We start from the raw sequence: 26,785 nt of genomic DNA, 5'->3' as shown, positions 1-26,785 counted from the left end.
GCCCCGGTAGCCAGGTACGCAGTAGACCCACGTCATGCGTGGATGCGCCGCGGATCCGGACGGGGTGATCCGGACGGGGTCAGAGCCCTTTCCCATGAAAAGGGATCCGACCCCGGGGCCTCAGTGGCTGGCCTTGTCTCGCTTCCAGCCGCGGTGCTTGATGTCCAGGTGCAGGCTGTACAGCGCGGTGAACGCCGGGAACAGGTTCTGCAGCACGCCCACCGAGTCCTGCTTGGCCGAGAACAGGAAGTAGCTCAGCGTCATCAGGCTGCCGAGCACGCTCATGTACCAGAACAGGCGCGGGATCACCGGCTTGCCGGCGCGCTTGGACGCGACGAACTGGACCAGCCAGCGGCCGCCGAACATCAGCGCGCCGGTATAGCCGATCAGCTTCCAGCCGGTCACGTGCAGGCCGGTCCAGTACAGCCAGGTCAGCGGCTGGTCGAGCCAATGCAGCTCCAGATCCATCAGCGCTCCTCCACCGCGGTGCGCTTGCTGCGGGTGATCAGCCAGGCCACGCCACGCAGGTCGCGGATGCCGACCAGCGCGCGGCCGAGGTTGTTGTACTTGGACACGCCAGCGGTACGGTGGCGGTGGTTGACCGGCACGCTGGTGGTCTTCCAGCCGGCGCGCTGCATCAGCGCCGGCAGGTAGCGGTGCATGTGGTCGAAGTACGGCAGGTCGAGGAACGCGCTGCGTTCGAACAGCTTGATGCCGCAGCCGGTATCGGGCGTATCGTCGCGCAGCATGCGTGCACGGATGGCGTTGGCCCATTTGCTGGCCCAGCGCTTGCTGCCGCTGTCCTGGCGGTTGACGCGCCAGCCGGCGAACAGCTTCACCTGCGCCTCGGCGGCGTCGCGTGCGGCGAGCAGCTTGGGGATATCGGCCGGATCGTTCTGGCCATCGCCATCCAGGGTCGCGATCCACGGCGCGCGCGCGTGCTTGACGCCGGTGCGCACCGCGGTGCTCTGCCCGCTCTGGTTCACATGGTGCAGCACGCGCAGTTCCGGGGTGGTCGCCTTCAGTCCCTGCAGCACCGCCAGGGTGTCATCGCGCGAGTGATCGTCGATGTAGACGATTTCGAACGGCAGCCGGCCACGCAGCGCGGCGGTGATTTCGGCGACCAGCGGGGCGACATTGTCGCGCTCGTTGAATACCGGGACGACAACGGAAAGCTCGGGTTGGCTCATAAGGCACTCGGCCAAAGGGGGGACAAAGACCGCGCATTCTCCGCTGCCGAGGTTATCCGAAGATGAACCCCGCGGCGTGAGGATCCATCCTCAGGCGCGATCGCCAAAATACTCGCGGCACCACTGCACCACAGGCGGCAGGCCTTCTTCGATCGGGGTCACCGCATCGAAGCCGAAAGCGTCATGTGCGCGCCGGGTATCGGCCATCGTGCGCACCATGTCGCCGGGCTGCATGGGCTTGTACACCTTCTGCGCGGGGCGGCCGGCGGCCTGCTCGATCACGCTGATGAAGCGCTCCAGCTCGACCGGCGTATGGTTGCCGAGGTTGAACACCCGGTGCGGCACCGGGCCGTCGGCCGGATGCGCGAGGGCGCCGAGGATACCGGACACAATGTCGGAGACATGTGTGAAATCGCGCTGCATGCGGCCTTCGTTGAACACGTCGATCGGCCGCCCGGCCAGCACCGCGCGGGAGAACAGCAGCGGTGCCATGTCCGGCCGGCCCCACGGGCCATACACGGTGAAGAAGCGCAGGCCGGTGGCATGCAGGCCGTACAGCTGCGCGTAGGTGTAAGCCATCAGCTCATTGGCCGCCTTGGTCGCCGCGTACAGCGAACGCGGCTGGTCCACGCGCTGGTCCTCGGAGAACGGCGGCGTGGCCGAATCGCCGTAGACCGAGCTGCTGGAGGCATACACCAGGTGCTGCACGCCGCGGTGGCGGCACAGTTCGAGCATGTTGACGAAGCCGACCAGGTTGCTGTCGACGTAGGCGTGCGGGTTTTCCAGCGAATAGCGCACGCCGGCCTGGGCGGCCAGATGGATCACCGCCGTCGGCTGCACTTCATCGAACAGCGCAGCCAGGCCCTCGCGGTCGGTCAGGTCCAGCGCGCGCAGGTCCAGCGACGGGCACAGCGCGGCCACGCGGTCGCGCTTGATCTGCGGGTCGTAGTAATTGTTGAAGTTGTCCAGGCCGACCACGGCCTGGCCGGCCTCCAGCAGTGCGCGGGCGGTGTAGGCACCGATGAAGCCGGCAGCGCCGGTGAGCAGGATGGTCATGGCAGGGGCCTGGAAACGAAGTTCAGGCCCCTGATGTTACCGGTCTCAGAACAAACCGAAACGCTTCTTCGCCACGTTGGTGCGGCCGGGTTCGATTACATCCTGGATCTTCTTCGCGTCGAAGCGGTCGAGCAGCGCCTCGGCGCCCTTCCTCAGCTTCAGGTCCATCTCTTCGGGGTACAGCGGGACCAGGCTCATGAAGCTGATGGTCTTGCCGTCGTCCAGTTCCAGCGTGGCAAAGTCCTCCGGGGTGGTTACCGGCGGCAGCACGATGGCGCCGTCGAAGCCCACGCCCGGCGCATAGGGCTCGCTGGGATGGCCGTTGGGAATGGTGTGGCCGAAGCCCAGCCAGGTGTCGTACTCGTGCGGCAACCGCGCCATGCCCTTCAGCAGGCGCACCGGCCAGTAATTGCGCTCGTCCTCGAAGGCGTCCTGGGAGATGGGCCAGTCCGCCGGCAGGGTCACCATCAGTTCCATGTAGCGCGGCACGTCCGCGTCCACCTCGGCGGGCACGGTCATCGGCAGGTCGCTCATGCCGGAGGTGACCAGGCGCAGGTAAGGGCAGTGGTCATTGGCCGGCACCACGTGCACGTCGATGTGCACCAGGTCGGAGATGATCTCGTGGAAGACACCGGACACCGGGCCCAGATGGCGTTCGAGGTGGGCGCTGATCGCCTCGATGTGGCGTTCTTCGCCGGTGGCGAGCACGAAGTCCTTTTCGCGGCGATGTACCAGTATCTGGGTGCCGTCCGGGCTGACGTCCTCGTATTCGTTGCTCATATCCTGCTCCCTGGATGAGGCCACGGACCGGAAGGCAGTGCATTCCCACGGCGCGCGCGGCGGTACGTTCCCTGTCATTGGCGGGACACGGCAGGAACGGGCCGCGCCCCCTGTCACTGCGCCGGGCTCAGCCCTGGCGCGTGCGCAGCTTTTCCAGCACGCCGTCCAGGGTATCCAGGTCGGTGTAGTGGATGATCAGCTTGCCCTTGCCGCCACGGCCATGATTGATCGCCACCTTGGCGCCCAATGCTTCGGACAGTTCGGTTTCCAGCGAGGCGATGTCGGCCTGCTGCACCTTCGGCGTGGCCGCCGGGCGGTTGCTCGGCACCTTGCCGGCGGCGAAGGCCTGCGCACGGCGCTCGACCTCGCGCACCGACCAGCCTTCATCGGCTGCTTCCTGGGCCAGCTTGCCGGCCAGCTCGGGAGCCAGGGTCAGCAGCGCGCGGGCGTGGCCCATTTCCAGGCGGCGGGTTTCCAGCAGCAGGCGGATCGCCACCGGCAGCTCCAGCAGGCGCAGCAGGTTGGACACCGCCGCGCGCGAGCGGCCGACGGCCTCGGCGGCCTCGGCATGGGTCAGGGTGAACTCGCTGATCAGGCGCTGCAGCGCCTCGGCTTCTTCCAGCGGATTGAGGTCTTCGCGCTGGATGTTCTCGATCAGCGCCATCGCGATGACGGTGCGGTCTTCCAGCTCGCGCACCACCACCGGCACTTCGTCCAGGCCGGCCAGCTGCGATGCGCGCCAACGGCGTTCACCGGCGACGATTTCGTAGTTGCCTGCCGGCAGCTGGCGCACCAGGATCGGCTGGATCACGCCCTGCGACTTGATCGAGTCGGCCAGCTCGGACAGCTTGCCCTCGTCCATCTCGCGGCGCGGCTGGTACTTGCCCGGCTGCAGCTGGCCGACCGGCAACTTGCGCAGCACTTCACCCGGCAGCGGCTCGATCACCGCGGTGGTGGCCTGCACCTGGCTGACCGCGCCTTTCGGGCCCAACAGCGCATCCAGGCCACGGCCGAGGCCTCGCTTCTTGGCTGCCGGCTTGCTGCTGGTCATCAGACGATCTCCACGGCCTTGCCGGCCTTGTTGCGTTCGTTGTTGCGGCGGATGATCTCGCCGGCCAGGCCCAGGTAGGCCACGCCACCGCGCGAGGCGCGGTCGTAGCCGACGATGCTCTGGCCATGGCTGGGTGCCTCGGCCAGGCGCACGTTGCGCGGCACGATGGTGCGGAACACGCGGTCGCCGAAGTGCTCGGTGAGCTCGGCCGACACTGCGTTGGCCAGGTTGTTGCGCACGTCGAACATGGTGCGCAGCACGCCTTCGATCTCCAGCGCCGGGTTCAGGCTGGTGCGCAGCGCTTCGATGGTTTCCACCAGCGCGCTCAGGCCTTCCAGCGCGTAGTACTCGCACTGCATCGGCACGATCACCGAGTCGGCAGCGGCCAGCGCGTTGAGCGTCAGCAGCGACAGCGCCGGCGGGCAGTCGATCAGGATGTAGTCGTACTCGTCGCGGATCGGCGCCAGCGCGCGCTTCAGGCGCTGCTCGCGCTCGCTCTGGCCCATCAGCTGGATCTCGGCGGCGGTCAGGTCGATATTGCCGGGCAGCAGGTCGTAACCCTCGGCAGTCTGCACGCGTACATCGGCAGCGCTGTTCTCGCCGAGCAGCAGGTCACAGGTGGAGGCGGCCAGCTCGCGTTTGTCCACGCCACTGCCCATGGTCGCGTTGCCCTGCGAATCCAGGTCGACCAACAGCACGCGCTTGGGTGCGTTGGCCAGGGAAGCGGCCAGGTTGACGGCGGTCGTGGTCTTGCCGACGCCACCCTTCTGGTTGGCGATGGCGATGATGCGGGCCATGCGGGTGTGCCTCGTCGACGTGTGCTGGGACCGGTCATTATGCGTACAACCGGCCCCTTGCGGAAATCGTGGATCGCCAACCCGTTGTTCCACAAGGGGCTGGCGGCGGGAATCAGGGGCCTGTAACAGTGACCAGGTGGCGTTCGCCGGCCAGGCCGGGCACGCTCAACGGGGTCACCTCACGCACCTGCCAGCCCGCCGGCAGGTCCGCGATCTCCTCATGCGGGTGGACGCCCTTCATGGCCAGCAACACGCCGCCGGGGCGCAGCAGGTGGCCACCGACGCGGACGATGCCGGCCAGGGTGTCCATCGCGCGCGCGGTCAACTGGTCGTAGCGGCCGGCCTCGTCCAGCGCCTCGGCGCGCGACTCGGCCACGCGGGCGTTGCCCAGGCCGAGCTGGCGCACGGCTTCGCGCATGAAGCGCGCCTTCTTGCCGTTGCTCTCGACCAGGGTGACCTGCAGGCCCGGGCAGGCGATCGCCAGCGGGATGCCGGGCAGCCCGGGGCCGGTGCCAAGGTCGGCCAGGCTGCCGTCGGCCACGAACGGCTGCATCGCCAGCGAGTCGAGCAGGTGGCGGGTGACCATCTCCTGCGGGTCGCGGATGGCGGTGAGGTTGTAGGTGCCGTTCCAGCGGTGCAGCAGGGCCAGGTAGCGCAGCAACGGCGGCGCCAGCGCGGCGTCCAGGCCCATGCTGGCCAGGCCCTGTTCCAGCGTGGCAGACACGCTGGCGGGAAGTGGGTGTTCGCTCATGCCGGCATTATCGCCGGTTTTGCGCGCCGATTCCCCGCTTCAGTGTGGATACCAGGCCAATGCGGCGCGGAACTGGCCGCTGGCCTGCCACTCGTGCAGGTGCCAGCGCGCGGCCTCGCCCAGTTCCGGGTCGCACCAGCGCAGGTGCAGGGCGCCATCGGGCCCGGGCGCCAGCTGCAGGCGGTGCAGGCCGAACGAGATGCCCTGCCCATGCGCCTTGAGGATGGCCTCCTTGACGCACCATACGCGGAAGAACCAGTGCTCGCGCCCGGCCTCATCCAGGCGTTCCAGCCAGGCCACCTCCTGCGGGTGGAAGAAGCGCCGCACGATTTCCAGCAGGCGCGGTCGCGGCCGCAGCAGCTCCAGGTCCACGCCCAGCCGCACGCCTTCGCCCAGCGCCACCAGCAGCACCTCGCCGCTGTGGCTCCAGCCGGTGCCGTAGTGGGCCAACGGGCCGCTCAGTTCCGGCCGGCCCTTGTCATCACGGACCAGCGGCAGCGTCTGCGGGTCGGCGCCCAATGCCTGCGCCAGCACCTGCCGCGCCTGCGGTTCACCACGCTGGCCCGGCACATGCGGGCGCCGCCAGACCGTCACCGGACCGAAGCGCCACGGGCCATCGAGGGTGGCTGGCAGGCTCATCCGCACACGCCCATCACGCAATTCCACGACGGGTTCACAGCCCTGCGCGTCAACTGGTCACAGTTCCCCACCGGAGGTTCGATCATGGGCATCATCATCTGGCTGATCGTCGGCGGCATCGTAGGCTGGCTGGCCAGCATCATCATGAAGCGCGATGCCCAGCAGGGCATCATCCTCAACATCGTGGTCGGCATCGTCGGCGCGCTGATTTCCGGCTGGCTGTTCGGCGGCGGCATCAACGAAGCGATCACCCTCCGCACCTTCCTGTTCTCGCTGATCGGCGCGGTGATCCTGCTGGCGATCGTCAACCTGTTCACCCGCAAGAGCATACGGTGATCTGAGGGTAGTGCCGGCCACTGGCCGGCAGATGTTCCAGAACGGGCCCGGCAATCGTCGGGCCCCGTTCGTTCAACCGATCTGCACCCAGGCCGGCGCATGGTCACTCGGGCGTTCCCAGGTGCGCGGCTCGCGGTCGATGCCCGAGGCCACCGCACTGCCCTTCAGCGCGTCTGAGACCAGGGTCAGGTCGATGCGCAGGCCCAGGTTGCGGCGGAAGCCGGCGGCACGGTAATCCCACCAGCTGAAGGTGCCCGCCTCGTCATTGTGCAGGCGGAAGCCATCGTGCAGGCCCAGCTGCAGCAGCTTGTTGAGTGCGCCGCGCTCGGCGGTGGAGGTCAGGATGTGGTTGTCGTTCCACACCGCCGGGTCGTGCACGTCGCGCGCGTCCGGGGCGATGTTGAAGTCGCCCATCACGATCAGCTTCGGGTGGCGCTGCAGTTCTCCGGCGATCCAGGCATGCACCGCTTCCAGCCAGCGCAGCTTGTAGTCGTACTTGTCGGTACCGATGTCCTGGCCGTTGACCACGTACAGGTTGATCACCCGCAGGTCGCCGAAGGTGCCGGCGATGACGCGCTTCTGCTCGTCCTCGAAACCGGGAATGCCGATCTGCACGTCCTGCGCCGGCTCACGCGACAGCAGCGCCACGCCGTTGTAGGTCTTCTGGCCGGCGAACACGCTGCGATAGCCTGCGGCGATCAGCGCCGAATCGGGGAACTTGTGGTCCTCCAGCTTGGTTTCCTGGATGCCGACGATGTCCGGGCCGAACTCCCTGAGCCACTGCTCCAGGTGCGGCAGGCGGACATTGAGCGAATTGACGTTCCACGAGGCGATTTTCATGCGGGCATTCTACCCGGGCCAGCTTTGGTAGACGCCAACCTTGGTTGGCGCAGGCAATCACCCTGTGCCAACCAAGGTTGGCAGCTACCAGAATGGGCCGCGTGGGTTGGCACCCACCGGTAGTGCCGGCCGCTGGCCGGCAACCCCATGAACCGTCGGCAAGACCCTGCAGTTGCCGGCCAGCGGCCGGCACTACCGAAGCAGCAGCTTCAACAACCCCGCAATCTTCGAATACGGCGGCCGCAGCCGGTCGCTGGCCGCCCAGCGCGACTGCCACAGCACCGGCAGCCGCTTGCTCATCGCATCGAACCCGGCGCGGCCGTGGTACGCGCCCATGCCGCTGGCCCCTACACCGCCAAACGGCAGGCCATCGGCGGCGAAGTGCAGCAGCGTGTCATTCACCGTCACCCCGCCGGACACCACCTGGCCAAGGATGCGCTCCACCGTCGCCGTGTCGTGGCTGAAGGGATACAGCGCCAGCGGCCGGTCGCGGGACAGCACGTCGCCCAGCGCGGCGTCCAGATCCGGGTAGGCCCGCACCGGAAGGATCGGGCCGAAGATCTCCTCGCGCATCAGGTCCAGGTCGTCCGGCGGGTCCAGCACCACGGTCGGCACCAGCAGGCGCTCGCGGTCGGCGCGCGCGTCATCCACCTGCGCCAACGGAATCACCGGCACCCCGCGTTGCCGCGCCTGTGCCAGATAGCCCTGCAGGCGCCGGTACTGACCTTCATTGATGATGCGGGTGTAGTCGTCGGCATCGCTGAAGTCGCCATAGCGCTCGCGCACCTGCTGCTGCAGCGCCTGTACGAATTCGCGCTGGCGAACGGTATCGATCAGCACGTAATCCGGCGCGATGCAGGTCTGGCCCGCGTTGAACCACTTGCCGGTGGCCAGCCGCGCAGCGGCTTTGTCCAGCGGGAAATCGCGACAGACAATCGCCGGCGACTTGCCGCCCAGCTCCAGTGTGACCGGTACCAGATGCTCAGCGGCGGCGGCCATCACCTTGCGGCCAACCGCCGTCGAGCCGGTGAACAGCAGATGGTCCAGCGGCAGCGACGACACCGCTGCGGCCACATCCGCCCCGCCCTGCACCACCGCCACCCGATCGGGCGGGAACACGCTGGCCAGCAGATCGGCCAGGAACGCGCTGGTGCGCGGCGTGTGCTCAGACGGCTTCAGCAGCACGTGGTTGCCCGCAGCGATGGCGGTGGCCAAAGGCACCAATGCCAGCGTGACCGGGTAGTTCCACGGTGAGATCACCCCGACCACGCCGAGCGGTGTCGGCCGCAGCTGCGCGCGCGCCGGCCACAGCTTCCAGCCGGCCGATACGCGCTGCGGCTTCGACCAGCGCCGCAGGTGGCGCCGCAGGTGGTCGATGGCCGACAGCACACTCATGCCATCGGCCAGTTTCGATTCAACGTGGGCGCGATGCCCGAAGTCCTCGGCGATGGCCTGGGCCATTTCGTCCAGGCGCGGCTTCAATGCCTCGCGCAGGCGGCGCAGGTCGGCTTCGCGCTGGTCGAGCGTCGGGCGCTGGGCCTGCCAGGCGCTGCGCAGGGTGTGCAGGAGGGCGGGAAGGTCTGCCGGCGTGGTGGTGGTCATGGGCCGACTATACGGGGTGCTGCGCAACGCAATGGTAGTGCCGGCCGCTGGCCGGCAAGGGCTTCATGTCCGCGGCGATTCAGGAGGTTGCCGGCCAGCGGCCGGCACTACCGGATGCGGGCCGAGTGGGCACGGCCCACAAGCAGAAAGGCCGCGGTCTGCACCGCGGCCTTTCCTTCACTGCATGGAACCCACCGGTTACTTGGTGATATCCACGTTCTTGGTTTCGCGCAGGAACAGGCCGCCGATCACCACCGACATCAGTGCGATCGCAATCGGGTACCACAGGCCGTAGTACAGGTTGCCGGTACCGGCCACCAGCGCGAACGAGATCGCCGGCAGGAAGCCACCGAACCAGCCGTTGCCGATGTGGTACGGCAGCGACATCGAGGTGTAGCGGATGCGGGTCGGGAACAGTTCGACCAGGTAGGCGGCGATCGGGCCATAGACCATGGTCACGTACAGCACCAGCAGCCACAGCATGAAGATGGTGCCGGCGATGTTGATGCGGGCGCCATCGGCCTTGGCCGGGTAGCCGGCGGTGGTCAGGGCGGTCTTCAGTTCCGCACCGAACGCATCGGCCTTGGCCTTGCCTTCTTCCTTGGTCAGGCCGGCGGCCTCATACGAGGTGACGCTGGCGCTGCCCACGTTCACCATCGCCAGCGAACCGGCGGCGGCGGGCTGCACGTCGTACGGCACACCGGCCTTGGTCAGCGCGGCGGTGGCCACGTCGCAGGAGCTGGTGAACTTGCGCAGGCCGACCGGATCGAACTGGAACGAGCAGGTAGCCGGATCGGCCACGACCAGGGCCGGCGAGCTGCTGCGGGCTTCTTCGATGGCCGGATTGGCGAAGTGGGTCAGGCCCTTGAAGATCGGGATGTAGGTGATGGCCGCCAGCAGGCAGCCGGCCAGGATGATCTTCTTGCGACCGATGCGGTCGGACAGCCAGCCGAAGAAGATGAAGAACGGCGTGCCCAGTGCCAGCGCAGCGGCGATCAGCAGGTAGGAGGTGGTGGCATCGACCTTCAGCATGCTGCTGAGGAAGAACAGCGCGTAGAACTGGCCGCCGTACCAGACCACCGCCTGGCCAGCCGCCGCACCGAGCAGGACCAGCAGCATCAGCTTCAGGTTGCCACCCTTCAGGCTGTCGCGGAACGGGGTCTTGGAGCCCTTGCCTTCAGCCTTCATCTGCTGGAACAGCGGCGATTCGCTCAGCTGCAGGCGGATCCATACCGAAATGCCCAGCAGCAGGATCGAGACCAGGAACGGGATGCGCCAGCCCCAGGCTTCGAAGGCCTCGTTGCCCAGCGTCATGCGGCAGGCCAGGATGATCAGCAGCGACAGGAACAGGCCGAGCGTGGCGGTGCACTGGATGAAGCTGGTGTACAGGCCGCGCTTGTCGTCCGGCGCGTGCTCGGCCACGTAGGTGGCGGCACCGCCGTACTCGCCGCCCATCGCCAGGCCCTGGGCCAGGCGCAGGATGATCAGGATCACCGGTGCGGCGAAACCGATCGAGGCGTAGTTGGGCAGCACGCCGACCAGGAAGGTCGAGATGCCCATGATCAGGATGGTGACCAGGAAGGTGTACTTGCGGCCGATGCGGTCGCCGAGGCTGCCGAAGAAGGCCGCGCCGAACGGACGCACGAAGAAGCCGGCAGCGAACGCCAGCAGGGCGAAGATCATGCCCGTGGTTTCATTGACGCCACTGAAGAACTGCTTGGCGATGATGGCCGCGAGCGAGCCGTACAGGAAGAAGTCATACCACTCGAAGACCGTGCCGAGGCTCGAGGCGAAGATGACTTTCTTGTGGCCCTTGGTCAGGGTGCCCGCCGCATGGTGCGGGCCTGGTGCAGTGCTGGACATAAGACGCTTCCCCTCCGAAGCAATCGTTGTGGGTGGGTGCCGACCGTTGGCCGGCATTCAATTCGGTAGGTACCAACCTTGGTCGGCACCCCATCTCGGTAGATGCCGACCTTGGCCGGCACCCCATCTCGGTAGGTGCCGGCCGCTGGCCGGCACGCTCTTAGAAGCTGTACTTCGTGGTGAACTGCAACCGGGTGATGTCACCCTTGTTGCCGTTTTCCACTTCGCGACGGCCATACATCAGCTCGGCGCCGATATCGACCTTGGGCAGCGGCGAATAGAAGATGTTGCCGCGGATGCTCTGCACGCTCTTGGTCACCAGCGGGCCGAGGATGCTGTCGTTGTCGTAGTCGCTGCGCGCGTAGATCAGGTTGGTGCGCAGCTTCGGCGAGAACGCATGCCGCCAGCCCACGTAGCCGGCCAGCACGCCGGTCGGGTTGAGCTCGTCGCGGGCCACGTCATAGGCACTGTCGGCGGTGATGCCCAGGCCGATGTAGCGGGCGATGCCTTCGCCACCGGTCAGCTGGTAGTGCAGCGAGTCGCTGTCACCCATCACCCACTTGCCGCCCAGGGTCAGGCCGCCGGCCACCTTGTCGGCCTTCGCGCCGGTGGCCTGGTTGTCGACCTTCAACTGGCGGACGATGCCGCCGACACCGAAGGTTCCCCAGTCGCCCTTCCAGCCATAACGCATGGTCAGGTCGGGCAGGCTGCCACGGTCGGAGTTGGCGCTGGCGTTGGTCCAGGCCCCGGTGACCGGGTTGCGGGTACCGGTGAGGGTGGTGGTTTCCGGGTTTTCCAGTGCGACGCTGAAGCCGCCCTGGGTGTAGCGCACCTGGGCCTGGCGCACGAAGATCACGCCGTCGGTGGGGCCGACGAAGTCGACCGCCTCCGGCAGCGCGGCCGCGTCCATGAAGTTGGACCAGGTCTGGCCGGCCAGCCAGTTGTTCCAGTACATGTAGGCGTGGCGCAGGGTCACGCCATAGGTATTGGTGGCGGTCTGGTTGCCCAGCGAGTTGCCGAAGAAGTCCATCTCGAAGAACGCACCGGCCTTGTTGCCCGATTCGCTCACGTTGTCGATGCCCAGGTTGAAGCGCGAGAACTTGGCGTGGGCGTTGAAGTCGGTGCCCGAACGCTTGCCGCTGCCGCCGGCGCCTTCCACCGGGGTCTGGCCCGGCAGGTACAGCGAACGGCCGGTGGCGTCGTCGGCCAGCTGGCCATCGCTGGTCTGGGTGGCCAGGAAGTCGGCCTTGATGAAGCCGCCGATCTTGACCGTGGTACCCGGCGCGGCGCCCGGGGTGATGGTGGTGACCTGGATCGGCTGCTTGCCCGCCGGCACCGAGGCGACCGGCTTCTGCCCGGCCTGCACCGTGCGCACTTCGGTCACCGCCTGCTGGGTCTGGCTGATCTGGGTCTGTTGTTGTTGCTGCGAAGACAGCAGCAGCTGGACCTGGCGTTCCAGTTCGGCAACGCGTGCTTCCAGTGCCTTCTCTTTGGCGGTCTCTGCGAACGCCATGCCCGGTGCGACCAGGGCGACCAACAGGCAGGCCGCCAAAGGTGTGCGCACGGCTTTCAACGTACGGTGGCTCATGTTGCCCTCTCTCCCAAGTGGCAAGGTGATGCCGCGCGTGGGGCACGGTCGAGCCGAGACTGCGGGGCGTTCGCGCACAGCGGCTATTGGCCATTGGTCGAACCCGGCCCTGCTGGGCGCTCACTTTCGACCATGGTCTAACCAGGGTGGTGACGCGGCCGGGGGTGAATGGGGCAAACTGAGGGGGATCGGTCGTTGCGATGCTGCGACCGCACATACAAAGTCAACGTGCAAGTGAGGGTGCCATGGCTGATATCTACCCCGTCGATCCGCAGTTCGCCGCCAAGGCACGCATCGACAAGACGTCGTACGAACAGCAGTACCAGGCCTCGGTGACCGACCCGGATGGTTTCTGGGGCAAGGCCGCCGAGCGCCTGCAATGGATGCGCAAGCCGACGAAGATCAAGAACGTCAGCTATGACCTGTCCGACTTCCACATCAAGTGGTTCGAAGATGGCGAGCTCAATGCCAGCGTGAACTGCCTGGATCGCCAGCTGGAAACGCGCGGCGACAAGACCGCCCTGCTGTTCGAGCCGGACGGCCCGGATGCACCGGCCCAGCACGTGACCTATCGCGAGCTGTACGAGCGCACCTGCCGCCTCGGCAACGCGCTGCGCAACCTCGGCGTCAAGAAGGGCGACCGGGTCACCATCTACCTGCCGATGATCGTCGACGCCGCGGTGGCCATGCTGGCCTGTGCGCGCATCGGTGCGATCCACTCGGTGGTGTTCGGTGGCTTCGCGCCGAATTCGATCGCCGACCGCGTCAGCGACTGCCAGAGCAAGCTGATCATCACCGCCGACGAGGGCCTGCGCGGTGGCCGCAGGATTCCGCTGAAGGCCAACGTTGATGCCGCGCTGAAGCTGCCGGGCACGAATACGGTTGAAACCGTGCTGGTGGTGCGCCACACCGGCGGCGCGGTGGACATGCAGGCCCCGCGCGACCGCTGGTTCCACGATGTGGTGGACAGCCAGCCGTCCACCTGCGAACCGGAACGCATGAACGCGGAAGACCCGCTGTTCATCCTCTACACCTCCGGTTCCACCGGCAAGCCCAAGGGCGTGCTGCACACCACCGGCGGTTACCTGCTGTACGCGGCCTACACCCATGAAGCGGTGTTCGACCTGCGCGAAGACGATATCTACTGGTGCACCGCCGATGTCGGCTGGGTCACCGGCCACAGCTACATCGTGTACGGGCCGCTGGCCAACGGCGCGACCTCGCTGATGTTCGAAGGCGTGCCGAACTACCCGGACACCTCGCGTTTCTGGAACGTCATCGACAAGCACAAGGTGACCATCTTCTACACCGCCCCGACCGCGATCCGTGCGCTGATGCGCGAAGGCGAGGAGCCGGTGAAGAAGACCTCGCGCGCGTCGCTGCGCCTGCTCGGCAGCGTCGGCGAGCCGATCAATCCGGAAGCCTGGCGCTGGTACTACGAAGTGGTCGGCGACAGCCGCTGCCCGATCGTCGATACCTGGTGGCAGACCGAGACCGGCGGCATCCTGATCTCGCCGCTGGCCGGCGCGATGGACCTCAAGCCGGGGTCGGCCACCCTGCCCTTCTTCGGCGTGCAGCCGGCGCTGGTCAATGCCGATGGCGAGATCCAGGACGGCCCGACCGAAGGCAACCTGATCATCCGTGATTCTTGGCCGGGCCAGATGCGCACGGTGTACGGCGACCACCAGCGCTTCATCGACACCTATTTCCGCACCTACCCGGGCAGCTACTTCACCGGCGACGGTTGCCGCCGCGACGAGGACGGCTACTACTGGATCACTGGTCGCGTCGACGACGTGATCAACGTGTCCGGCCACCGCATCGGCACCGCTGAAGTGGAAAGCGCGCTGGTCTCGCACCCCAAGGTGGCCGAAGCGGCCGTGGTCGGCTTCCCGCACGACGTGAAGGGCCAGGGCATCTACGCCTACGTGACGCTGGTGGCCGAAGAGGCGCCGAGCGACGAGCTGCAGAAGGAACTGGTCGCCTGGGTGCGCAAGGAGATCGGCCCGATCGCCACGCCGGACCACCTGCAGTGGGCGCCGGGCCTGCCGAAGACCCGCTCGGGCAAGATCATGCGCCGCATCCTGCGCAAGATCGCCGAGAACGCGCCGGACCAGCTCGGCGATACCTCGACCCTGGCCGACCCATCGGTGGTGGCCTCGCTGGTGGACGAGCGCAAGGTGCGCTGACGTACGACCGGGGTCGGATCCCTTTCCGCAAGGAAAGGGCTCTGACCCCATCTGCTTTCCCCCACGGTTCCCCCCGACCATGACCACCCTCCTGATTGCCGATGACCACCCGCTGTTCCGCGAAGCCCTGCGTGGGGCCGTGCAGCGGGTCATCCCCGGCGTGCAGCTGTTCGAGGCCGACAGCGTGGAAGCGCTGTATGCACTGGCCGACCAGCACAACGACGCCGACCTGGTCCTGATGGACCTCAACATGCCCGGTGCGCAGGGTTTCAACGCGCTGGTGCACATGCGCTCGCTGCACCCGCACCTGCCGGTGGTGGTGGTGTCCGCGCGCGAAGAAGCCACGGTGATGCGCCGCGCGCTCGACCACGGCGCGCTGGGCTTCATTCCGAAGTCTGCGGATTCGGACACCATCGGCCACGCACTGGGCACCATCCTCGATGGCGAGACCTGGGCGCCGCCGGAAGCGCACAACGTGCCGCCGACCGGCAGCGAAGAACGCGAAGTCGGCCAGCGCCTGCGTGAGCTGACCCCGCAGCAGTTCCGCGTGCTGCAGATGCTGGGCGCCGGGCGCTTGAACAAGCAGATCGCCTACGACCTCAACGTCTCCGAAGCGACGATCAAGGCCCACGTCACCGCCATCCTGCGCAAGCTGGGCGTGACCAACCGCACCCAGGCCGTGCTGATGGCCGGCAAGCTGGCCATCGACGACGACGCCATCGTGCTGCCGCCGGAAGAAGATTGAGGTAGTGCCGGCCGCTGGCCGGCAGTCAGCTGAAACGCCTTAAACCGCTCTGGTAGGTGCCAAGCTTGCTTGGCACGCTCTCGCCGTTGCGCATGCCGGCCAGCGGCCGGCACTACCAGGCACCGCTGCGCTCGCGATATAGCCATCGCTATACAAACCAGCCCTGCCTGCGCGTTTCGCTGGAAACGCGCCACGCGCGAATCGCGGTGCTAAGCTTCGCGTCCCCTTGGGGAGTAGCCGGATTCCTTCGCAGGAATCGTCCACGTCAACATACTCGGCCAGTGCGCCGTGGCGTGGACAACCATGATGGTTGGCGAGACCAGCGGCCCGCGCGCGCAACGTCAGGTTGGGCGCGAGCGCGAGCCGTGCGTCCGTCCTTGCCCGACCTCAGCAACTGTCCATGTCCCCCATTTCGATCCTCCTGATCGGCTTTGCCATGTCCACCGATGCCTTCGCTGCGGCGATCGGCAAGGGTGCGGCCATGCGCAAGCCGGTGTTCCGCGATGCACTGCGTGCCGGCATCATCTTCGGCGTCATCGAGGCGATCACGCCCATCATCGGCTGGCTGCTCGGTCGCGCCGCCCTGCAGTACGTGGAAGCTTTCGACCACTGGATCGCGTTCGGCCTGCTCGGTGCGCTGGGCATCCACATGATCTACAACGGCCTGCGCCCGGATAGTACCGAGGACGACGAGGACCCCTCGCATCACCACGGCTTCTGGAAGCTGGCGCTGACCGGTTTCGCCACCAGCATCGACGCGATGGCGGTGGGTATCGGCCTGGCCTTCATGGACGTCCATATCGGCGTGATGGCCGCGGTCATTGGCCTGTGCACGCTCTCCATGGTCACCGTCGGCATCATGCTCGGCCGTGTGCTGGGCAGCATGGTCGGCAAGCGTGCCGAGATCATCGGTGGCGTGATCCTGGTGATCATCGGCGCGATGATCCTGTACGAGCACCTGCACGGCGTGGGGTAACGCTTCCGCGATTACGTGGTTGCCGGCCAGCGGCCGGCACTACTGCGCATCGCGCAGCGCGCCCAGGAAGGCGCGCAGCGAGGCCGGCTTGATCGGCTTGGTCAGCACGCGGTAGCCGCGTTCGCGTGCCATCCGCTTCAGTTCGTCGCGGCCATCGGCGGTCAACAACGCACCCGGCAGCGGGTAACCGGCGGCTTCACGCAGCGCCACCAGCGCATCCAGGCCGTCCATGCGGTCGTGCAGGTGGTAGTCCACCAGCATCACCTGCGGCCGCTCGGCCACTTTCTCCAGCGCCTGATCCACCGTCGATGCCGTAATCACCTGCACCTGCCAGCGACCGAGCAGCGCGCGCATGCCGTCGAGGATCTCTTCGTCGTTGTCCACGCACAGCACGCGCAGGCCGGCCAGCGAATCGCTGCGCAGCGGCGCGGCTGCGGCCTGTACCGGCGCGGCCAGTTCGGTATAGCCCGGCAGCGGCGCCACCCGCGGCAGGATGATCGAGAACATCGAGCCCTTGCCAACCCGGCTGCGCGCATTGAGGCGATGGTCAAGCAGGCGCGAGATGCGCTGGCAGATCGACAGGCCCAGGCCCAACCCCTGTTCGCCCCAATCGAACGGCTGCTGGTAGCGGTGGAACTCGTCGAAGATCTGCCGCATGTGGTGCTCGGGAATGCCCGGGCCGGTATCCCATACCTGCAGCTCCACTTCGTTGCCACGCTGGCGCACCGCCAGCACGATGCGGCCCTGACGGGTGTAGCGCAGCGCATTGGCCAGGAAGTTCTGCAGCACGCGGCGCAGCAGGCGGCGATCACTGCGCACCCAGGCCGGACGCGTGAACAGGTCCAGGCGCAGGCCACGGCCGGCGGCGACCGGCGTGTACTGCGCGGCCAGTTCGCGCATCAGCGCGCTCACGTCGAACTCGCCGATCACCGGGTGCAGGCCACCGGCATCCAGCCGCGACACGTCCAGCAGGCCATCGAGCAGTTCTTCGGCGGCGCGCAGCGACGCATCCACGCGTTCGGCCAGATGCTTCTGCTCGTCGCTCACATGGTCGCTGTCGCGCAGCGCCGAAGCAAACAGCCGCGCGGCATTCAGCGGCTGCAGCACGTCATGGCTGATCGCCGCCAGGAAGCGGGTCTTCGACTGCTGCGCGACCTCGGCCTCGTGCGAGCGCTCGGCCACGCGCTGTTCCAGCGTCTCGTTGGCTTCCAGCAGTGCCTTCTCCGCGTGCTTGTAGTCGGTGATGTCGTTGTAGCTGGTCACGTAACCGCCGCCGGGCAGCGCCTGGCCGCGCATCTCGATCACCTTGCCGTCGCTGCGGGTGCGCTCGAACACGTGCGGTGAGCCGGCGCGCATGTAGCCGATGCGGCGGTTGATCTGCACTTCGATATCGCCCTCGCCCAGCTCGCCGCGCTCGGCGTTGTAGCGGATCAGGTCGGCCACCGGGCGGCCCACGTAGAGCATGCCGTCGGGGTAGCCGAACATGTCCTGGTAACGACGATTCCATGCGGTCAGGCGCATGTCCGGATCGACCACGCTGACCCCGGCGCTGATGTTCTCCAGCGTGGTCGACAGGATCTCGCGGTTGAAGCGCAGTTCCTGCCCGGCTTCGTCCAGCACCGCCACCACTTCGCCCAGGTCCATGCCCGAGCCACGCAGCAGGCTGGTCAGCAGCAGGCGCGCCGAGGCCGCACCAATCGACGCGGCCAGCAGGCGTTCGGTGAACTGCACCCACGGCCGGTCGGCCGGCGCCGAGGATTGCAGCTCGCGGCCCAGCGACTGTGCCTGCTCGAAGAACGAACGCCGCGCATGGCGCTCGCCGACCACGCGCGAGGCGAGTGCCAGCAGGTCGCCCACGTGCACATGACCGGGCCAGCCACCGGCCACCGACGGGCGCTCGGCATACGGGTCGAGGAACGGCGCGGCGCGCAGCCGCTCGTCCACACCGGGCCGCCAGCGTGCGGACACCAGCATCATCGTCGCCGCATTGACCAGCAGCGACCAGAACGTGCCATGGGTCAGCGGATCCCAGCCGGTCATGCCGAACAGCTGCTGCGGGCGCAGCCACTCGATGCCGAACGGGCCGTGCTGCACCCAGGCGGCATCGACCCAGCCGGCCATGGTCATCGCCGGCAACAGCAGGGTGTACAGCCAGGTGGCGAAGCCGAGCAGCATGCCCACCTCGACGCCACGCCGGCTGGCACCGCGCCAGTACAGGCCGCCGATCAGGCCGGGCGCGAACTGCGCCACCGCTGCGAACGCCATCAGGCCGTACGAGGCCAGGGTGCTGTCGTTGCTGCTGGTGCGGTAGTAGCTGTAGGCCATCAACGCCAGCAGCAGGATCGCCAGGCGGCGGATCCACAGCACGCGCGAGGCGACGTCGGCGGCCTCCTGGTGGTCACCGCTCCGACGCAGCAGCACCGGCATCACCAGGTCGTTGCTGACCATGGTGGCCAGTGCGATGGACGACACGATGACCATGCCGGTGGCCGCCGAAAAGCCGCCCACGTAGGCGATCAGCGCCAGCGCATTGCGGCCTTCGGCCAGCGGCAGGGCCAGCACCATCGAGTCGTCGGCGACGCTGCCGCCGGTGCCGAACAGGGTCACGCCGGCGGTGGCGATCGGCAGCACCATGCCCGAGATCAGCACCAGGTAGCCGCCGAACATCCAGCGCGCGCGGCGCACGTCGCGCACATCGCCGCACTCGACCACGGCCACGTGGAACTGGCGCGGCAGGCAGATGATGGCCAGGAAACTGAGCAGCGTCTGCGAGATGAAGCCCACCGGCGGCAGGCCGGTGAACAGCGTATGCACCGACTCGACCACCGCGTCGGTGCGGTTGCTCAGCCACAGGTAGGCGAACACGCCCACGGCCAGCATTGCCAGCAGCTTGATCACCGATTCGAAGGCGATGGCCAGCATCATGCCGTGGTGGTGTTCGGTGGCATCGACCTGGCGGGTACCGAACAGGGTGGCGAACAGCGCCATCAGCAGCGCCACGTACAGCGCGGGATCGGTGAAGAAGCCGGTCGGGCCGGTGTTGCCGGTCAGCACCTGCAGGCTCATCGCCACCGCTTTGTACTGCAGCGCCAGGTACGGAATGATGCCGATCAGCGCGATGATCGCCACCAGCGCCGCCAGCCGCCGGGAACGGCCGAAGCGCGAGGAGATGAAATCGGCGATGGAGACCACGTTCTGGCTGCGCGCGATCAGCGCCAGGCGCTCGATGATGCGCCAGCCGAACAGCAGCAGCAGCAGTGGGCCGATGTAGATGGGCAGGTAGCCCACGCCGTTGCGCACGGCGGTGCCGACCGCGCCGTAGAAGGTCCACGACGAGCAGTACACGGCCAGTGCCAGGCTGTAGACCACCGGCCGCAGCCACGGCCGGTCGGGGTACATCGGCCGACGGTCGCCCCACCACGCCACGCCGAACAGCAGCGCGGCATAGGCAACCGAGACCAGCAGCAGGATCCAGCTGGAGACCACGCGTGCGTTTCCGTCAGGACAGGGGTCAGTAGATCACGACCGCTGGTCGTGCGGGTAGGTCACGAGGAAGGACCGCAAGGGTGGGGCATGGCAGTAGGTCACGATCGTTGATCCGTCTGGTGGGTCACGACCGTTGGTCGTGACGGGGACATCCGTGCCCACTAACAGTGGGCACCTACCGGGAATCAATGGGCACCCACCAGGAAGCGGTGGGCGCCTGCCAGGTACCGGCGTTATTGGGCCGGCACGCCCATTTCCTTCAGCAGCTCGGGCGCCGGGTAGACCTTGGCCAGCAGCCAGCGCAGGTAGCGCATGTCCACGTGCACGGCGCGCTTGTAGCGCGGGTCGAACCACCAGCTGGCGCTGACCGACTCCCAGTTGCTGTCGAAGTTCAGGCCGATCAGTTCGCCCCTGGCGTTGAGCACCGGCGAGCCGGAGTTGCCGCCCGTGGTGTCCAGGTTGGTCAGGAAGTTGACCGTCTGGGTCTTCAGTGTCGGATCGGCGGTGCTGCCGAAGTCACCCTTGGCGATCGCTGCCAGCAACGGCTTGGGTGCATCGAACGGGTAGGCGTTGGTGTTCTTCTCGACGATGCCGGCCACGGTGGTCACCGGCGAGTAGGTCACGCCATCGCGCGGGTGCAGCGCCTCGACCTTGCCGTAGCTGATGCGCAGGGTGCGGTTGGCATCCGGATACACCGCGCGGCCCTGCTTGGCACGCCAGGCGAACAGCGCCTGCATGTACGCCGGGCGCAGGCGCAGCTGCTCGCCTTCGCGGGTCTTGCTCTCGTTCTCGATGCGCAGCTGCGCGGCCACCAGCGGACCGGCCACGCTGATCAGCGGATCGGCGGCCAGTGCCTTGCCTTCGCGTGCGGCGGCAAAGCGCGACAGGCGCTGCGCTTCCTCACCCAGCTGGGTACCGGCATACAGGGTGTCCAGCGCCTTGGCCAGCTGCTGTGGGGTACGACCAAAGGCCGCGTCGAACTCGGCCACGCGCTGCGCGTCCGGCAGCTGCTGGTAGCGGGTCAGCAGGGTGGTCAGCAGGGCCTTCTCGACCTCCGGCGCGTAACGGCGCTGGACCTGCTTGAGCACCCCTTCGATCATCGCCTGGTCGCGCTGCTGGTAGCCGCTCTCGCGCTGCGCGTCCGGCTTGGCCGATTCGATGCGCAGGCGCTCCAGCAGCAGCGCCGAGCGCAGCAGCTGGCTCTGCGCGGCCATCTGCTCCAGCAGCAGGTCACGCTCGCCCACCGCCGCACCCTGCGACAGGTTGGCCAGCAGCGCCTTGATGTCACCCTGGTACCTGCGGTCGGTGGCAGCCAGCATGGCCGTCTCGTCGGCGGCACGCTGGGCCTTCGCATCGCTGCGCAGCAGGCCTTCCAGTTCGCCGGCGGCGCGCTTGCGGTTGTTCTTCAGCGACTGCAGCTGCGAGGCGTAGCGGGTACGCGCCTGCGCGTCCTTGGCGCTGGCGGCCTCGATGGTGTCGATCATCTGCTGGAACACCGATACGCGGCGCGGCAGCACGGTATCGATCTGGCCGGCGAATTCGGCCGCGGTGCGGTGGCGGTAGGTGATGCCCGGGTAACCGGCCAGCATCGCGTAATCGCCTTCCTTCGGGCCTTCCACCGACATCTGCAGGTGTGCCGGCGCCTGGTAGGGTACGTTGTCCTTGCTGTAGGCGGCCGGCTTGCCGTCCTTGCCCACGTAGGCGCGCAGCAGGGTGAAGTCGCCGGTGTGGCGGGGCCACATGAAGTTGTCGATCTCATCGCCGTAGTTGCCGATCGCACGCGGCGGCGCATACACCAGGCGCACGTCGCTCAGTTCCAGCTGGGCAATGCGGTAGAAATCGGTGCCGTAGTACATGTTGGCCACCGAGCAGCGCACGCTGCCGTCCTTCTCGCACTCGGCCACGATCTGCTTGCTGGCTGCATCCACGGCATCGAAGTAGGCACAGCCGGTCTTGCCACGGGCCTGCGCCAGCACCTGGTCGGTCACCTTGTCGAAGCCGACGGTGACCAGCACGCGGAAGTCCGGGTTGGCCGGGCGCTCGTCGGCACGGTCCCTGGCGATGAAGCCACCAGCGATCAGGTCGTGCTCGGGCGAGCTGTTGTACTGGATCACGCCCATCGCCACGTGGTGGTTGGTCAGCAGCAGGCCGTCGGCGGACACGAACGAACCGGTGCCACCACCGGCGCGCACCACGGCGCTCAGCGGCGGCGCGGTGACGTTGGCCAGGTCGGCCGGATTGCCCTTGAAGCCAGCGGCCTGCAGCGGTTGGGCCAGGTCCGGCAGCTGCGTCGGCATCCACATGCCTTCATCGGCGTGGGCGCCGGTGGCGAGGGTCAGGCCCAGGGCCAGGGCGGTGGGGAGGGCTTTGCGTGGTGACATGAGGCAATCCGGTACGACAGAACAGCCCGGGACCATAGCCCGTGGGGCGCTGTCGGGCAACGCCCGATAGTCAGGCCTGCGCCGCGCTCCTAGAATTGCCGTTTTCTGCACATCGGACGTTCGCAGATGATCGTCGGCATCGATCTTGGCACCACCCATTCCCTCATCGGCAGGCACACGGCAGCAGGGCCGCAGCTGTTCCCCAATGCCCATGGCGAGCTGTTGACCCCTTCGGTGGTCAGCCTCGTCGATGGTGCCGTACTGGTCGGCCAGCCGGCCCGTGACCGCCTGGTCAGCCATCCGCAGCAGACCGTGGCCCATTTCAAGCGCTGGATGGGCAGCGACCGTGAGACCCGGCTGGGTGAGCGCAGTTTCCGTCCCGAGGAGCTCTCGGCCATGGTGCTGCGCTCGCTGCTGGCCGACGCCGAAGCCGCCCTGGGCCACAAGGTGGAGGAAGCGGTGATCAGCGTGCCGGCCTACTTCTCCGACGCCCAGCGCAAGGCCACCCGGGCCGCCGGCGAACTGGCCGGCATCCGCGTCGAGCGCCTGATCAATGAACCCACGGCCGCTGCGCTGGCCTATGGTCTGCAGGAGCGTGACGGCGAAGGCCGCGTGCTGGTGCTGGACCTGGGCGGCGGCACCTTCGACGTCTCCATCCTGGAACTGTTCGATGGCGTGGTCGAAGTGCATGCCAGCGCCGGCGACAATTTCCTGGGCGGCGAGGATTTCCTGCAGGTACTCGTGCAGGCCTTCCACGCCGACCAGGGCACGTCCGCCAGCGACCTGTCCGCTGCCGAGCAGGCGCAGCTGCTGCGTCGGCTGGAACTGTTCAAGCGCGAACTCAGCCAGAGCGGCACTGCCAGCCTGCAGTTGCCCCTGGCCGGCAGCGAACGCCAGTGGCAGCTGGATGAAGCCCGCTACGCCCAGCTCTGCGAGCCACTGCTGCTGCGCATGCGCGCGCCCATCGAGCGCGCGATCCGCGACGCCCGGCTCAAGCCCGAGGCGCTGGACGACATCATCCTGGTCGGCGGTGCGGTACGCATGCCGATGGTCAGCAGGCTTGCGACCCGCATGTTCGGCCGGCTGCCGCTGCGCCATGTCCATCCGGACCAGGCGATTGCCTTGGGTGCCGCCGTTGCAGCGGGATTGAAGGCGCGCGACGAATCGCTGCGCGAAGTCGTGCTGACCGATGTCTGCCCCTACACGCTTGGCACGCAGGTGTCCCGCCAGGATGCTGCCGGTGGCGAGCGCAGCGGCTATTTCCACCCGATCATCCAGCGCAACAGCGTGGTGCCGGTCAGCCGCGAGGATCGCTTCTACCCGCTGCACGAGCGGCAAAGTGCCATCCGCATCGACGTGTTCCAGGGCGAGAGCCCGACGGTGGATCGCAACATCAAGCTCGGTGAGCTGACCGTGCCGCTGACCCATTCTGTCCCGATGCAGGAACGCAGCGTCACCGCCCGCTTCACCTACGACGTGAACGGGCTGCTGCAGGTCGAAGTCACCGAGGATGCCACCGGCAGGCGCCACGAGCTCATCCTGGAACAGAATCCCGGGCTGCTGTCACCCGAAGAGATCCAGCAGCGCCTGCGCGCGCTGGAAGCGCTGAAGATCCACCCGCGCGACGCCCAGCCCAACCTCGCGGTGATCGCCCGCACCGAGCGCCTGTACGAGGAACGCATCCATCACCGTGAACAGTTGCAGTCGTGGCTGAGCAGCTTCCGCCATGTGCTGGAGAGCCAGGATGCCGTTGCCGTCGAGCGTCATCGCCGTCAGCTGGACGAGGCACTCGACGCCCTCGAGCGCGATGCATGAGCTGGGCACTGCACGTCCTGGAGCTGGACCAAACGGCTGACGAGCGCGCGGTCAAGCGCGCCTATGCAAAGCGCCTGCGGGTGACGCGACCCGACGAGGATCCGGTCGCCTTCCAGCACCTGCATGAGGCCTATCAGGCGGCATTGGACTGGGTCCGCCAGGAAGCGCTGGCCGATATCGCGGACGAAGACGAACCGGCGGAGCATGCAACCGACATCGCACCCTGGCCGCCCGACGCAGACGTGGCATGGGCGCCGCCCGAAACGCGTTCGTACTCGCCTCCATGGCCACCTCGCGGCACGCCTGTGCTGCTGCGCACGGCACCAGTGGCGGAACTGGAGGGAGCGGTCCACGTATCGGGCCATGCGCACACGATCCTGCGCATGGCCCATCTGTCTTCCCCTGAAGACTTCGGCCCCTGGCTGGAGGCCACGCCGGTGCTGTGGTCGCTGCGCTACAAGCCATTGGTGGGCGACGCGCTGCTGGATGAACTGGCACGCAGTCACAACAGCGTCAGCGCAGCCAACATGGGTCTGCTGGCACGCTGCTTTGGCTGGGATGATGTACACGATGGCGTGGATCCGGACAGGCTGGCATCGATCCAGTCGCGCGGTCATCGGCGCTGGGCTGCCGAATCCGGCAATGCGGCGGAGCTGTCGGCGCTGCTGGAGGAGGAGGGCAGCCTGCGGCTGGGGAGGGTCACCCTTGCGCGTTGCCTGCGCTACCTGTCGCAGCCATGGCACGCGCGACGATCCCTCTGGCAGGCGCAGCTGCCCGAGCACATCATTGAGGTCAACGCGCTGCTGGATGCGCTGGAACGCGGCGGCCAGGAGCCATTGCCCGCCGCCTGGGATCGGCAGCAGGTGCAGTTCTGGCGCAGCCTTGCCGACGTTTCCCGTCCCAACCGCTGGCGTTGCCAGGTCAATGCGCTGCGGGGCGGCCTGTTGGCTGCCCTGACGCTCGCGATTGCCGGTGGCTCGACTCTCATGAGTCTTGCCCAGCGTGACCTGCGCACCGCCGCCGCGCTCGGCATAGGCGGCGTGCTGCTCGGGGTCCTGCTCGCCCTGGCCGGCGCTCTGTGGGTCCATGTCCGTTGGGCGCTGCGCCAGCTGACGCTGGATCTGCCCCCTTCGCGCTGGGGATGGCTGCTGGCGTTGCCAGCGCCGCTGATCGCCCTCGCCAGCCTGATCCTGGTCCATGGCCTGGATCTGCGGCTGGAAGGTACGTTGCTGCTGTTCCCTGGCCTTGCTCTGGCGACGGCACGCTGGATCCGGCGCGAGGATGGCCGGGGATTCCGGCCGCGCAACCTGATTGGACCGGGCATCGGCATGTTCGTCCCCGAAGTGGGCTGCGCCCTGGTCCTGCTGCTATGGACCACCTGGTTCCTGCGTGACAGGTGCCGTCGCCTGTCGATCGACCTGCCTCCACCTGCTTCTGGAAACACCGTGTGAACCGGGCACTGGACGCTCTCGGGCTCGACGCCAGCGCCGACGAAAAGGCGATCAAGCGCGCCTACGCGCAGAGACTGCGCGCGGCACGCCCGGACGAAGACCCGGTGGCATTCCAGGCGCTGCACGAGGCTTACCAGCAGGCCCTGCTGTGGGCACGCAGCCGCACGCAATGGCAGGAGGAAAGCAGTGCAGAAGCGCTGTCGACGCCACCTGCAGACAACAGCCCACCCGGCCCACCGGCGCCGTACGACAGCCATTCGCCGATGGACCACATGCCGGTGCTGCATCATCCATGCACGCCCGACATCGACATGCCGGACGATGTGGTGGAGCCATCATTGAACCTGCCCCGGTTTGCGCGCCTGCTGATCAACACCGCCGGCGACGCCGACCCGGCCAGCTTCGAGCACTGGCTGGCCCATCGCCCGGAGCTGTGGTCATTGGCCGACAGGCCGCGTATCGGTGACGTGGTACTGCAGCAGCTGCTGCACCAGGGCCAGCCGCTGTGCGAGTCCAACTTCGATCTGCTGGGTCGATACTTCTGCTGGGATGAGATCCGGGCTGATATCGATCCCTACCGGGTCCGCGCACGGCGCAACCTGCTGCATCGCCGCTGGCAGCTGCAGCCGCGCAACCACACGGCCCTCACCGCAGCCCTGGACCAACCGCATGACCGGGTGTCCGTAACCGAGGCCCATGCCCGCATGGAACGCTTGACCCGACCGTGGCACTGGCTGCAATCGCTGCTGTCGGCCAGCGTGCCCGGGCGTGCTGGCATCATGCGGCAAACGATGCAGCGTCTGGGAGTGCATGGTGTCCGTGACACGCTGGCGCCACTGGACACGGATCAGGTCGCCTTCTGGATGGCGGTATCCCAACCCGGGCACTTCAATCTCATGAAGATGCAGGTGGCCATTGTCCGCTGCCTGCTGGGCGCTCTCGTCGTGCTGGCCGTTCTGGCGGCGCTGGCATTGCTCGGTGATGCCGCTCGCCCTATCGCGATCAGCACGTCCAGCATGAAACACGTGGCAATCCATGCCTCGGTGGTCATCGTGTCTGGCGTCCTCATGCTGACGCCTTTCGTTGGAGGCACCCCATCGCGGACGGCGTCCGCGCCAGCGCCCGTCGAGCCACCGTCGGCGCTTGATGGGCACGGCATGCTCACGCACGGGCCTCGTCCGCGCAGGCCAGCCCCCTGCTTCGCCGTTGTCAGCCAGACCGATCCCGACACAGAGGGTGGTTGAGGGGC

The 26,785-nt window shown here is 67.4% G+C and carries 21 protein-coding genes and 1 riboswitch; of the genes, 7 read left to right on the top strand and 14 right to left on the bottom strand.

Annotated features, from left to right (window positions below; all coding sequences use genetic code 11):
* Nucleotides 1-120 precede the first annotated feature (120 nt).
* The 8 genes from VG556_RS10740 to VG556_RS10705 form a co-directional block, all read right to left on the bottom strand.
* Nucleotides 121-468: a lipid-A-disaccharide synthase N-terminal domain-containing protein gene (locus VG556_RS10740; protein WP_014648879.1), complete on the bottom strand. Its 348-nt coding sequence runs from the start codon at nucleotides 466-468 to the stop codon at nucleotides 121-123.
* Nucleotides 468-1,190: a glycosyltransferase family 2 protein gene (locus VG556_RS10735; protein WP_005420380.1), complete on the bottom strand. Its 723-nt coding sequence runs from the start codon at nucleotides 1,188-1,190 to the stop codon at nucleotides 468-470. Before VG556_RS10735 ends, VG556_RS10740 begins: the two co-directional genes overlap by 1 nt.
* A gap of 90 nt (nucleotides 1,191-1,280) precedes the next feature.
* Nucleotides 1,281-2,246 (bottom strand): NAD-dependent epimerase/dehydratase family protein, encoded by a 966-nt coding sequence (locus VG556_RS10730; RefSeq protein ID WP_100450809.1) that lies wholly within the window; start codon nucleotides 2,244-2,246, stop codon nucleotides 1,281-1,283.
* A gap of 45 nt (nucleotides 2,247-2,291) precedes the next feature.
* Entirely contained in the window at nucleotides 2,292-3,026 is a 735-nt protein-coding gene (locus VG556_RS10725) for a suppressor of fused domain protein (RefSeq protein ID WP_049407664.1), read from the bottom strand.
* Between the two features lie 127 nt (nucleotides 3,027-3,153).
* Nucleotides 3,154-4,077 carry a ParB/RepB/Spo0J family partition protein gene (locus VG556_RS10720; protein WP_014648883.1) on the bottom strand — a complete coding sequence of 308 codons (924 nt, stop codon included), beginning with the start codon at nucleotides 4,075-4,077 and terminating at the stop codon, nucleotides 3,154-3,156.
* Nucleotides 4,077-4,874 carry a ParA family protein gene (locus tag VG556_RS10715; RefSeq protein WP_014648884.1) on the bottom strand — a complete coding sequence of 266 codons (798 nt, stop codon included), beginning with the start codon at nucleotides 4,872-4,874 and terminating at the stop codon, nucleotides 4,077-4,079. The genes VG556_RS10720 and VG556_RS10715 overlap by 1 nt, the downstream gene beginning before the upstream one ends.
* Nucleotides 4,875-4,986: 112 nt before the next feature.
* Nucleotides 4,987-5,625 carry a 16S rRNA (guanine(527)-N(7))-methyltransferase RsmG gene (rsmG, locus tag VG556_RS10710; RefSeq protein WP_032957829.1) on the bottom strand — a complete coding sequence of 213 codons (639 nt, stop codon included), beginning with the start codon at nucleotides 5,623-5,625 and terminating at the stop codon, nucleotides 4,987-4,989.
* Between the two features lie 39 nt (nucleotides 5,626-5,664).
* The gene (locus VG556_RS10705) at nucleotides 5,665-6,264 is read right to left on the bottom strand and encodes a 4'-phosphopantetheinyl transferase family protein (protein WP_046433275.1); all 600 of its coding nucleotides are present in this window, start codon (nucleotides 6,262-6,264) and stop codon (nucleotides 5,665-5,667) included.
* Nucleotides 6,265-6,348: 84 nt separating this feature from the next.
* Between VG556_RS10705 and VG556_RS10700 the strand changes: the two genes are divergently transcribed.
* Nucleotides 6,349-6,600, top strand: coding sequence for a GlsB/YeaQ/YmgE family stress response membrane protein (locus VG556_RS10700; protein ID WP_014648887.1), 252 nt, complete (start codon nucleotides 6,349-6,351; stop codon nucleotides 6,598-6,600).
* A 72-nt stretch (nucleotides 6,601-6,672) separates the two neighbouring features.
* Here the strand turns inward: VG556_RS10700 and xth are convergent, their stop codons facing one another.
* From xth to VG556_RS10680, 4 genes are all read right to left on the bottom strand, one after another.
* Nucleotides 6,673-7,440: an exodeoxyribonuclease III gene (gene xth, locus VG556_RS10695; RefSeq protein ID WP_049407663.1), complete on the bottom strand. Its 768-nt coding sequence runs from the start codon at nucleotides 7,438-7,440 to the stop codon at nucleotides 6,673-6,675.
* A gap of 192 nt (nucleotides 7,441-7,632) precedes the next feature.
* Nucleotides 7,633-9,042 (bottom strand): coniferyl aldehyde dehydrogenase, encoded by a 1,410-nt coding sequence (locus VG556_RS10690; RefSeq protein WP_049407662.1) that lies wholly within the window; start codon nucleotides 9,040-9,042, stop codon nucleotides 7,633-7,635.
* A 198-nt stretch (nucleotides 9,043-9,240) separates the two neighbouring features.
* Nucleotides 9,241-10,905 (bottom strand): MFS transporter, encoded by a 1,665-nt coding sequence (locus VG556_RS10685; protein ID WP_014648890.1) that lies wholly within the window; start codon nucleotides 10,903-10,905, stop codon nucleotides 9,241-9,243.
* Nucleotides 10,906-11,065: 160 nt separating this feature from the next.
* The gene (locus tag VG556_RS10680) at nucleotides 11,066-12,493 is read right to left on the bottom strand and encodes a DcaP family trimeric outer membrane transporter (RefSeq protein ID WP_100450810.1); all 1,428 of its coding nucleotides are present in this window, start codon (nucleotides 12,491-12,493) and stop codon (nucleotides 11,066-11,068) included.
* A gap of 245 nt (nucleotides 12,494-12,738) precedes the next feature.
* Here VG556_RS10680 and acs point away from each other — a divergent pair, with 245 nt between their 5' ends.
* The 3 genes from acs (at nucleotide 12,739) to VG556_RS10665 (ending at nucleotide 16,403) form a co-directional block, all read left to right on the top strand.
* Nucleotides 12,739-14,682 carry an acetate--CoA ligase gene (acs, locus tag VG556_RS10675; RefSeq protein WP_049407658.1) on the top strand — a complete coding sequence of 648 codons (1,944 nt, stop codon included), beginning with the start codon at nucleotides 12,739-12,741 and terminating at the stop codon, nucleotides 14,680-14,682.
* Between the two features lie 79 nt (nucleotides 14,683-14,761).
* Nucleotides 14,762-15,427: a response regulator transcription factor gene (locus VG556_RS10670; protein WP_006477308.1), complete on the top strand. Its 666-nt coding sequence runs from the start codon at nucleotides 14,762-14,764 to the stop codon at nucleotides 15,425-15,427.
* Between the two features lie 222 nt (nucleotides 15,428-15,649).
* Nucleotides 15,650-15,739, top strand: a riboswitch (yybP-ykoY riboswitch).
* A gap of 88 nt (nucleotides 15,740-15,827) precedes the next feature.
* Complete coding sequence (locus VG556_RS10665) at nucleotides 15,828-16,403, top strand: manganese efflux pump MntP family protein (protein ID WP_049407655.1); 576 nt, start codon at nucleotides 15,828-15,830, stop codon at nucleotides 16,401-16,403.
* Between the two features lie 39 nt (nucleotides 16,404-16,442).
* On the opposite strand, the gene VG556_RS10660 is transcribed toward VG556_RS10665, so the two are convergent.
* Together VG556_RS10660 and VG556_RS10655 are read right to left on the bottom strand one after the other, a co-directional pair.
* Nucleotides 16,443-19,889 (bottom strand): hybrid sensor histidine kinase/response regulator, encoded by a 3,447-nt coding sequence (locus tag VG556_RS10660; RefSeq protein ID WP_049407653.1) that lies wholly within the window; start codon nucleotides 19,887-19,889, stop codon nucleotides 16,443-16,445.
* A 233-nt stretch (nucleotides 19,890-20,122) separates the two neighbouring features.
* On the bottom strand, nucleotides 20,123-22,270 hold the full coding sequence (locus tag VG556_RS10655; protein WP_100450811.1) for a S46 family peptidase: 2,148 nt from the start codon (nucleotides 22,268-22,270) through the stop codon (nucleotides 20,123-20,125).
* Nucleotides 22,271-22,396: 126 nt separating this feature from the next.
* Between VG556_RS10655 and VG556_RS10650 the strand changes: the two genes are divergently transcribed.
* The 3 genes from VG556_RS10650 to VG556_RS10640 all read left to right on the top strand — a co-directional run bounded on the left by VG556_RS10650 (nucleotide 22,397) and on the right by VG556_RS10640 (nucleotide 26,780).
* Nucleotides 22,397-24,085, top strand: coding sequence for a molecular chaperone HscC (locus VG556_RS10650; protein WP_046433293.1), 1,689 nt, complete (start codon nucleotides 22,397-22,399; stop codon nucleotides 24,083-24,085).
* Nucleotides 24,082-25,536: a heat-shock protein gene (locus tag VG556_RS10645; protein ID WP_234413115.1), complete on the top strand. Its 1,455-nt coding sequence runs from the start codon at nucleotides 24,082-24,084 to the stop codon at nucleotides 25,534-25,536. Before VG556_RS10650 ends, VG556_RS10645 begins: the two co-directional genes overlap by 4 nt.
* Nucleotides 25,537-25,640: 104 nt before the next feature.
* Nucleotides 25,641-26,780, top strand: coding sequence for a heat-shock protein (locus VG556_RS10640; RefSeq protein WP_242884011.1), 1,140 nt, complete (start codon nucleotides 25,641-25,643; stop codon nucleotides 26,778-26,780).
* The last annotated feature ends 5 nt before the right edge of the window (nucleotides 26,781-26,785 follow it).

The organism is Stenotrophomonas sp. CASM106, from assembly GCF_049384825.1.
GTDB lineage: Bacteria > Pseudomonadota > Gammaproteobacteria > Xanthomonadales > Xanthomonadaceae > Stenotrophomonas > Stenotrophomonas muris.
This window is presented reverse-complemented; position numbering and strand designations above follow the sequence as displayed.

Coding starts and splice junctions, on each gene's coding strand:
- xth (WP_049407663.1), bottom strand. CDS start 7,440: ATGAAAATCGCCTCGTGGAACGTCAATTCGCTCAATGTCCGCCTGCCG.
- VG556_RS10730 (WP_100450809.1), bottom strand. CDS start 2,246: ATGACCATCCTGCTCACCGGCGCTGCCGGCTTCATCGGTGCCTACACC.
- VG556_RS10685 (WP_014648890.1), bottom strand. CDS start 10,905: ATGTCCAGCACTGCACCAGGCCCGCACCATGCGGCGGGCACCCTGACC.
- VG556_RS10725 (WP_049407664.1), bottom strand. CDS start 3,026: ATGAGCAACGAATACGAGGACGTCAGCCCGGACGGCACCCAGATACTG.
- VG556_RS10705 (WP_046433275.1), bottom strand. CDS start 6,264: ATGAGCCTGCCAGCCACCCTCGATGGCCCGTGGCGCTTCGGTCCGGTG.
- rsmG (WP_032957829.1), bottom strand. CDS start 5,625: ATGAGCGAACACCCACTTCCCGCCAGCGTGTCTGCCACGCTGGAACAG.
- VG556_RS10720 (WP_014648883.1), bottom strand. CDS start 4,077: ATGACCAGCAGCAAGCCGGCAGCCAAGAAGCGAGGCCTCGGCCGTGGC.
- VG556_RS10680 (WP_100450810.1), bottom strand. CDS start 12,493: ATGAGCCACCGTACGTTGAAAGCCGTGCGCACACCTTTGGCGGCCTGC.
- acs (WP_049407658.1), top strand. CDS start 12,739: ATGGCTGATATCTACCCCGTCGATCCGCAGTTCGCCGCCAAGGCACGC.
- VG556_RS10655 (WP_100450811.1), bottom strand. CDS start 22,270: ATGTCACCACGCAAAGCCCTCCCCACCGCCCTGGCCCTGGGCCTGACC.
- VG556_RS10645 (WP_234413115.1), top strand. CDS start 24,082: ATGAGCTGGGCACTGCACGTCCTGGAGCTGGACCAAACGGCTGACGAG.
- VG556_RS10715 (WP_014648884.1), bottom strand. CDS start 4,874: ATGGCCCGCATCATCGCCATCGCCAACCAGAAGGGTGGCGTCGGCAAG.
- VG556_RS10670 (WP_006477308.1), top strand. CDS start 14,762: ATGACCACCCTCCTGATTGCCGATGACCACCCGCTGTTCCGCGAAGCC.
- VG556_RS10690 (WP_049407662.1), bottom strand. CDS start 9,042: ATGACCACCACCACGCCGGCAGACCTTCCCGCCCTCCTGCACACCCTG.
- VG556_RS10740 (WP_014648879.1), bottom strand. CDS start 468: ATGGATCTGGAGCTGCATTGGCTCGACCAGCCGCTGACCTGGCTGTAC.
- VG556_RS10735 (WP_005420380.1), bottom strand. CDS start 1,190: ATGAGCCAACCCGAGCTTTCCGTTGTCGTCCCGGTATTCAACGAGCGC.
- VG556_RS10650 (WP_046433293.1), top strand. CDS start 22,397: ATGATCGTCGGCATCGATCTTGGCACCACCCATTCCCTCATCGGCAGG.
- VG556_RS10665 (WP_049407655.1), top strand. CDS start 15,828: ATGTCCCCCATTTCGATCCTCCTGATCGGCTTTGCCATGTCCACCGAT.
- VG556_RS10700 (WP_014648887.1), top strand. CDS start 6,349: ATGGGCATCATCATCTGGCTGATCGTCGGCGGCATCGTAGGCTGGCTG.